General features: G+C 63.7%; 5 protein-coding genes and 1 pseudogene. 2 read left to right on the top strand and 4 right to left on the bottom strand.

Annotated features, from left to right (window positions below):
• Together QF015_RS21515 and lipB are read right to left on the bottom strand one after the other, a co-directional pair.
• Window positions 1-239, bottom strand: a pseudogene (locus tag QF015_RS21515) (lipoyl synthase); the annotation flags it as partial.
• Window positions 236-904: a lipoyl(octanoyl) transferase LipB gene (lipB, locus tag QF015_RS21510; protein ID WP_310209868.1), complete on the bottom strand. Its 669-nt coding sequence runs from the start codon at window positions 902-904 to the stop codon at window positions 236-238. The gene lipB and the pseudogene QF015_RS21515, both read right to left, overlap by 4 nt.
• A 148-nt stretch (window positions 905-1,052) precedes the next feature.
• Here lipB and QF015_RS21505 point away from each other — a divergent pair, with 148 nt between their 5' ends.
• On the top strand, window positions 1,053-2,669 hold the full coding sequence (locus QF015_RS21505; RefSeq protein WP_429390713.1) for a protein kinase domain-containing protein: 1,617 nt from the start codon (window positions 1,053-1,055) through the stop codon (window positions 2,667-2,669).
• Between the two features lie 34 nt (window positions 2,670-2,703).
• Here QF015_RS21505 and QF015_RS21500 read toward each other — a convergent pair whose 3' ends face one another.
• Complete coding sequence (locus tag QF015_RS21500; protein ID WP_429390711.1) at window positions 2,704-3,603, bottom strand: TIGR01777 family oxidoreductase; 900 nt, start codon at window positions 3,601-3,603, stop codon at window positions 2,704-2,706.
• 85 nt (window positions 3,604-3,688) lie between these two features.
• On the opposite strand from QF015_RS21500, the gene QF015_RS21495 reads away from it, so the two are divergent.
• A complete protein-coding gene (locus QF015_RS21495) occupies window positions 3,689-7,222 on the top strand; it encodes a S41 family peptidase (RefSeq protein ID WP_429390709.1) in 3,534 nt (1,177 codons plus the stop codon).
• 113 nt (window positions 7,223-7,335) lie between these two features.
• Here the strand turns inward: QF015_RS21495 and QF015_RS21490 are convergent, their stop codons facing one another.
• Complete coding sequence (locus QF015_RS21490) at window positions 7,336-7,764, bottom strand: OsmC family protein (protein WP_310209858.1); 429 nt, start codon at window positions 7,762-7,764, stop codon at window positions 7,336-7,338.
• Between the last annotated feature and the right edge of the window lie 7 nt (window positions 7,765-7,771).

Raw genomic sequence — 7,771 nt, 5'->3', positions numbered from 1 at the left:
TCTGACCCGCCGATCAGGAACGTCGCTTCCTTGTCTTCCCAGCACTCGAAAATGTTCGGGCAACCGGCCTCTTCACAGACAGTGTGCAGGCCTTCTTTCTTCACCAGGTTCTTGAGCTGGACGAACTCCGGCCCCATCTGGACCTTGGCCTTGATCCACTCAGGCTTGCGTTCAACCGGGACCGCCGAATTACGCTGCTCAACGCGCAGCAACTTCCGGCCTTCAGGTGCCAAGGTCACTGGAGTGCTCCTTCATGGGTGGAAACGAGGGCTTCTTCATGCTTGCGGAATTCTTCCACGAAGCGGTCAACGATGTCGGCCGGGTTGATGGTCCGGCCGGTTTCCAGCGACATGGTGGTGACGCTGGCGTCGGTGATCCCACACGCGATGATCTGGGCATAAGGTGCCAGGTCGTTGCTGCAGTTGATGGCGACACCATGCATGGTGACGCCGTCCAGGACACGGATGCCGATAGCGGCAATCTTGCGGTCGGGACCGTTTTCGTCGGCCGGGATCCAGACACCGGCGCGGCCCTTCACGGTGACCGCGTTGATGCCGTAGTCAGTCATGACGGCGATCATGGTGGCTTCAAGCCGTTCCACATAGTCACGGATGCCGGCCCGGTTCTTGAGCTTGAGGATGGGATAGGCGATCAGCTGGCCGGGGCCATGCCACGTCAACTTGCCACCGCGGTCCACGGGAACAACCGGTGTTCCGTCAAAGGGCCGCTCGTGGTCCTCCGTGAGTTTGCCGGCCGTGTAGACGGCGGCGTGCTCCAGAAGCAAGACGGTGCTGTTCTTCTCGCCCGCAACAACTTTGTTGTGGATCTCGCGCTGCAGGTCCCAGCCCTGCATGTAGTCAACGAAATCCGGGGCAAGACCCAGTTGTGAAAACTCAAGAGTCATGGTTTCAAGCTTAGACCCAGCGGGAGGCTGGCCATGATTTTGTGGTGAACCTCTCAGTCGCATCCTGCGGACTGTTGACCGGGCGGCACCGTGACGCTGCCTGTGGATAACTTCTGCGGGAAATCGCGTGTTCCGGTACACCTTGTCTATGGAAACTCTGGATACTTCCGCCGCCGTGGTGCCGTCCGTTCCGGGCTACGCAACGTCCCGACAGTTGGGCCATGGCAGCACTTCCACTGTCTGGCTCGTGACAAGGGCCGCTGACGGTGCACGGTTCGCGGTCAAATGTCCCCGTGGGGATTCCCAGGGCGGTGCGCACCTGACGGAGTCCCGGATTCTTGAGGAAGTGTCGCGGGAAGTGAGGCTTTTGGCTGGCCTGGAGCACCAGCATCTTGTGCGGATACATGACGTCGTTCCCTTGGCGGACAGTTCCGCGGGGACATGGGGCATCGTCATGGACTTCGCGGCGGGAGGCTCACTGGCCAACCTGATGTCAGGGCGGGGGAGCCTCAGCGTAGGAGAAACGGTGACCCTCCTGACACCGCTGGCCCAGGCCCTGGAATACCTGCACGCCAACGGCACAGTCCATGGGGATGTGTCGCCTGGAAATGTCCTCCTGACGGCAGAGGGAAAACCGCAGCTCGCAGACCTCGGAATTGCCGCCGTGGTGGGCGGACCTCACTACGCCTTCGAAGCCGGAACCCCCGGATTCATGCCACCGGTCCGGGCCGCGGACGGCATAGGAGACGACCTGTCGAAGGAACTCCAGCCCCAGCGTGACGTGTATTCGCTCGGAGCCTTGGGCTGGTACTGCCTGACCGGTTCCGCTCCGGAAACCACACAACACCGTCCGCCGCTGTCTGTCCTCGTTCCTGGTGTTCCCAAGTCCCTGGTGGCGGCCTTGGAAGCGGCGCTTGAGCTGGATCCGCTCTTAAGGCCAACAGCAAGGGAGCTGGGCACGGCAATCTTCAGGAGTGCTGCCCCTGAGCCGCTGGACTTGTCCGGGGCGGTGCATTCCTCTGTCATTCCCGAGCTGCTGACACGACGCCAGGCAATGGATCGTCCACGGGGCAGTACGACCCGATGGGCCAGATGGTGGCGGCGATTCCTGCCGGTCAAACGACAGCTGTCGCTCCAAAAGGAAGACCACAGCCATCGACGTCGAGGCGGATGGTTCACAAGCGGTGCAGTAGTCCTGACGGCCGGGTTGCTGCTTGGCGTAGTGGGCTGGACCGTGTGGCAGCCGACCCAGCACGCACCTGAGGCGTTGCAGCAGGCCGGGGCGGAAACCAAGGAGCCCAGTCCAGAGCCGGCAACTGATCCCGCGCTGTCCGCCGGCCTGCCGGAAGAACTCACCAGGGGCCTTCGCTCCGAAGATCCGGCAGTGGCCGTCGCCGCGTTGTCGGCATTACGGGATATGGCCCTGGGGCGGGGGCGCCTTGAGTTGCTCGCTGTGGTCAACGCACCGGGATCACCTGCAGAAGCGGCTGACCAGCGGCTGGCTGATCACCTCCGGGGGGCCGGGACTGCATTTTCCGGTTTTTCGACGACTCTTTCGGCGGTGCGCGTTACAGGGTCTGCAACGGCCGACGACGTACTGGTAGCGGTAACCGCCACGACGTCCAGCTACGAGGAACGGGACGGATCCGGTGCAGTGGTCCTCACGGAGGGGGCCGGCGCGGCGCAGGAACTCCGCGTGCATATGGTTCGTCCCAACGACCGGTGGTTGATCTCCGGAATCCTCGCCCCCGACGCCGCGGACTAAGCAACCAAGCATGCACCTGAGGTGGGACGCTGATTCAGCTTGCCTTGTCCTTTGTCAACCATGCCATGGCGTCCGAGAGTGACGGATGCTGCCATTGGAAACCCCCCGCCGCCAACCTGGCGGGCTCCATCCGCTGATCGGCGAGAACGAGTTCGTCGGCCAGCCGGCCCAGCACCAAACGCAGGGCCGGCCGGGGGACGCGGCAAAAGGCGGGCCTGTGGAAGGCCTCCGCTAGACGGGCGACTATCGAGTTGACGTCTGCACTTTCGGGCGCGCAAACATTCACAGCACCATCGACCTCAGAAGTGAGGAGGTAAGCCAGAGCACTGGCCTCGTCGGCCAACGTGATCCATGGCCAGTACTGGCGTCCGTTGCCAAACGGCCCCCCGAGCCCCAGCTTCAACAAAGGCAGAAGAGGCCCTAGAGCCCCGCCGGCGGTGCTGAGCACGACGCCGGTCCTTGGTGTCACCACCCGTACACCCGGTGGAGCGGTCCGGGCCATTCGCTCCCACTCAACGCACAAACTGCCCAGCACGCCGTAGCCCGGGCCCGAGTCTTCCCGGAGGATTCCTTCCCTTGACGCGCCGTAGTAGCCGGATGCGGACTGGCTGATGAAGGTCGCCGGAGGCGTGCCGAGTCGACGCATCGCAGCGGTCAACGTTTGGGTGGCCTGAAGGCGCGATTCCCGGAGCACTTTGATCCGCTTCTTTGTCCACGGCCGGTCCCCGATGCCTGCTCCGGAGAGGTTGACCACGGCATCCGCAGTGTCCAGGACGGCTTCGTCGAGTTCTCCCGCAGCCGGATCCCATGTCCATTCGGACGGTTCCTTGGCGGGCCTTCGCACCAACCGGATGACCTCATGGCCCTGTGCGGCCAAATGCTCCGACAAAGCTGTTCCGATCATTCCCGACGCTCCGGACATCACGATTCTCATGACCCATCTCACCATGGAAAACGTGTGTGGTGGAAACGCCTGTCGGTGCGGCTGGGGGTGGGCGCCTCTTGACTATGATCGAACAATGACCTCCTCCAGCTACCTCCGTTTCCCGCATGTGCACGGCGATCTGGTCACCTTCGTGGCCGAAGACGACATCTGGGTCGCACCCCTGTCCGGCGGTCGCGCCTGGCGGGTTTCTTCCCAGCAACTACCGGCCAGGAACCCCCGTTTCACCCCGGATGGCAAGCGGCTCGTGTGGACGGTGGTGGTCGGAACGTCCCCGGAGGTCGTCACGGCCAACGTCGACGGAGGCGGCTACAGGCAGCTGACGTACTTTGGGCACAGCAGCACAAAAGTCAAGGGCTTCACGCCCTCAGGGGACGTCGTGGTGACCAGCGCGTTCCAACAGGCGGAAAGCCGCCACACCCATGCCTACAGCCTCCCGCTTGACGGTGGTGCCGCCGTCGAACTTCCCTTTGGCCCGGTAGAGGCCGTTGCCTTTGGTCCTGAAATCGGTGATGAGAAGCCGGTGGTCGTGGCCAGTGTCCTTTCAAGGGAACCTGCGTGGTGGAAGCGGTACCGGGGCGGTACAGCGGGCAAGCTGTGGATCGATGCCGACGGTAACGGCGAGTTCGAGCGACTGATCCCGGAGGTCGACGGTAACGTTACCGATCCGCTCTGGGTCAAGGGACGTATTGCTTTCCTATCGGACCATGAGGGCTATGGAAACCTCTACTCCGTGCTTCCTGATGGATCGGATCTGCGCCGGCATACCGACCATGACGATTTCTACGTCCGGCACGCCAGTACTGACGGCAACAGGGTCATCTTCGAATCGGCCGGTGAGCTGTGGATGATTCCCTCACTCGACGCCGACGTGGAGGCGGCCAAACTGGACATCATGCTGGGCTCTGCGTCTCCGGCCCGTCGCCCGGCACCGCTCAAGGCGGCCGCCCACCTCGGCGACGTCATTCCCAACGCCACGGGTACAGCCAGCGCCGTGGAGTCTCACGGTACCCTCCACTGGCTGCGGCATAAAGACGGGCCCTCGCGTGTGGTGGAGGCAACCCCTGGTGTCCGCGCCCGTTTGCCGCGTCCACTGACGGACGGCCGGATCGCCTACGTCGCCGACCACGACGCTGTTGAGGCGCTGTACATCAAGCGCATAGCTTCGCGCCTTTCGGCTGCCGTGGAGATGCCCGACGTACCTGTTCAGGCCCCGGCGCCGGTCAATGAAGACGCAGTAGATCCCTTGCCAAAACCGGTCTCCGCGTCGAATGTGCTGGGAAGCCCGGCTGCGGTAGTCACGGCAGCCTCCGGCAAGCCGGCACCCGGGGGCATCTCCCGGGAGACGGTCCCCACCAGTGACGGATCCGCCGGGGCAGCCGAACCCTCCGCTGACACCGTCAGTGGATCGGCCACCACGGCGGTCGCTCCAACTGTGGAAGACACCGCCGGGGTCCGCATCGATTTTCCTTCCCCTGCGCGCACCAGTGCTTTGGAAGCAAGCCCGGATGGCCGCTGGCTCGCAGTGGGCACCTCTTTTGGTGACGTCTTCGTTGCCGAAACGTCAACGGGAAAGCTGACCCGGCTTGTCAGCATTGGTGACGGCAGCATCGACCACCTGGCATGGTCCGGCGACTCGCAGTGGCTTGCGTGGTCTGAGCCGGTGACCGCCTTTGGATCGCGGAGCAAACTCCGGATCATCCGCCCTGCAGACCCTGAAGCTGGAATCATCGACGTCACGGATGGCCGTTTCTGCGATGAGACACCGCGCTTCACTCCTGACGGGAAGTTCCTCGCCTTCCTGTCGAACAGGAGCTTTGACCCCGTCTATGACGGCCACTCCTTCGATCTGTCCTTCCCCAGCCCGATCAAGCCCTACCTGGTGGCTTTGGCCGCGGACACCCCGTCACCTTTCGGCCCGTCCGTCGACACGCTCGAGGAGATGGAACCAACCACCCTAAAGTCCGACGGCGGCGAATCACCTGAGGTGCGCGTCGACGCGGACGGTCTGGCGCACCGAGTGGTCAGTGTCCCGGTGCCGCAGGGAAACTACTCGCAACTGGCAGTAGTGGACAGTGCGCTGCTGTGGCTCGATACTGAACTCGCCGGTGTTACAGGCGAAGGCAAGGGCACGCTGCTGGACAAGAAGGCCGCTCCGTCACTGGTGCGCTATGACCTCGCAAAACGTAAGAAAACCACGCTGGTTGAGTCGGTGGACAGCTACCGGGTGTCAGGCGACCTCAAACGGATCGTCTACATCCTTGACCAGCAGGTCACCTCCGTGCCCGCGGACAGCAAGGTGGACGAGGATTCCGGGGACCTGGTGAAGGTGGAGCTCAACCGGATCCGGGTCATTCTGGACCCGGTGTCTGCTTGGGGACAGGCGTTTGATGAAGCGTGGCGGTTGCAGCGGGACTTCTTCTGGACTTCGGATATGGCGGGACAGGATTGGGACTCGGTCTACAAGCGATACCGCCCGCTGGTTGACCGGCTCGGATCCCATGACGACCTGGTTGACCTGTTGTGGGAGATTCACGGTGAGCTTGGCACCTCGCATGCCTATGTAAAGCCCGCCGCAGTGGCTGAGCCGGGCCGTAACGGGCAAGGCCGGCTTGGTGCTGAGCTTCACTTCGGCAGCAACGGCTGGGAGATCACCAGGATACTGGCGGGGGAGTCTTCGGATCCCCTCGCTACGTCACCGTTGACGCGACCGGGTGTGGACGCGAAGGCGGGCGACGTGCTCCTGGCGATCGACGGCGTCGAGCTTTCCGCGGCGGTGACGCCGGCAATGCAACTGGTGGGGGCGGCCGGCCGGACGGTGGAACTGACCCTGCTGAACGGCGAAGGCCATGGCAAAGGCGCCGGGGCGCAGCGCCGGGTGGCTGTGGTTCCTGTCCGTGATGAGGAGAGGCTCCGGTACCAAGACTGGGTCCGGGCCAACCGTCGGACCGTGCGCGAGGCCTCGGATGGCAAGTTCGGCTACCTGCACGTCCCCGACATGATGGCCAACGGATGGGCGCAGCTCCACCGTGACCTGGATACGGAGACTGCCTTGGACGGACTGATCGTCGATGTGCGGCGAAACCGTGGCGGGCATACGTCACAACTGGTTGCAGAACTCATCGGGCGGAAGGTCACCGGCTGGAGCATGCCGCGTGGTGAGAAGCCGCGGACGTACCCGGACCACGCCCCGCGCGGTCCGGTGATCATCCTCGCTGACGAATTTGCCGGATCGGACGGTGACATCATCACCCAAGTGTCCAAGCTGAGGGGAATCGGCCCCGTGATCGGTACTCGGACGTGGGGCGGCGTGGTCGGCATCGACAACCGCTTCGCCTTGGCTGATGGCACGGGCGTGACGCAGCCCCGGTACGCCACGTGGTTCAGCGGCGGGATCGGATGGGACGTCGAGAACCGGGGCGTGGAGCCCGACATCGAAGTACTCTTCCCGCCGCACGCGTATGCCGCCGGAACTGATCCGCAGCTTGAATACGGCATTGGCGCGCTCAAGGAGATGGTCCAGGAACTGCCCACGGACCGGCCACCACTGCGTGAGGGCTACCGAAAGCTCCGGCCGCAGCCGCTGCCCGCACGCCCACAAAAGGGTTAGAGACCCGATCCGGGTACAGACGATCCGGGCATGAAAGAGCCCCGCCGCTTCCCAGAGAAGTGACGGGGCTCTTCCATGCGTTCAAGGTGGTGCTGCCCGGCACGCGGTGTGTGTTAGGACGCGAGTGTGGCATCCAGCGTGATCTCGATGCTGGCCAGCGCGCCCGAAACGGGGCAACCGGTCTTCGCATCTTCGGAGATGCGGCGGAAGTCCTCTTCAGACAGGCCGGGCACCTTAGCGGTCATGGTCAGGTGGCTGCCGGTGATGCCCGTACCGGGAACGAAGGTCACATCAGCCTTGGTGTTCACTTCTTCAGCGGTAAATCCTTCACCTGCCAGCGCGTGGCTGAAGGCCATGGAAAAGCATGCGGAGTGGGCAGCGGCAATCAGTTCTTCGGGGCTCGTCTTGCCGCCGGACTGTTCGGTACGTGCCTTCCACGTGACATCGAACGTGCCCAGGCCTGAGCTGTCCAGCGTTGTGTTGCCGGCGCCTTCGATCAGGGTGCCGTTCCAAACCGTGTGTGCGGTGCGTGTTGCTGCCATGTCCACT

The sequence above is a fragment of the Paenarthrobacter sp. TE4293 genome (assembly GCF_050435325.1).
In the GTDB taxonomy this organism is placed as follows: Bacteria; Actinomycetota; Actinomycetes; order Actinomycetales; family Micrococcaceae; genus Arthrobacter; species Arthrobacter nitroguajacolicus_C.
The sequence above is the reverse complement of the archived record's forward strand: the minus strand, read 5'-3'. Positions and strand labels throughout refer to the sequence as shown.

Excerpts from the sequence above, each read along its gene's own strand:
- QF015_RS21505 (WP_429390713.1), top strand. The coding sequence starts at position 1,053 with ATGGAAACTCTGGATACTTCCGCCGCCGTGGTGCCGTCCGTTCCGGGC.
- QF015_RS21490 (WP_310209858.1), bottom strand. The coding sequence starts at position 7,764 with ATGGCAGCAACACGCACCGCACACACGGTTTGGAACGGCACCCTGATC.
- QF015_RS21500 (WP_429390711.1), bottom strand. The coding sequence starts at position 3,603 with ATGAGAATCGTGATGTCCGGAGCGTCGGGAATGATCGGAACAGCTTTG.
- lipB (WP_310209868.1), bottom strand. The coding sequence starts at position 904 with ATGACTCTTGAGTTTTCACAACTGGGTCTTGCCCCGGATTTCGTTGAC.
- QF015_RS21495 (WP_429390709.1), top strand. The coding sequence starts at position 3,689 with ATGACCTCCTCCAGCTACCTCCGTTTCCCGCATGTGCACGGCGATCTG.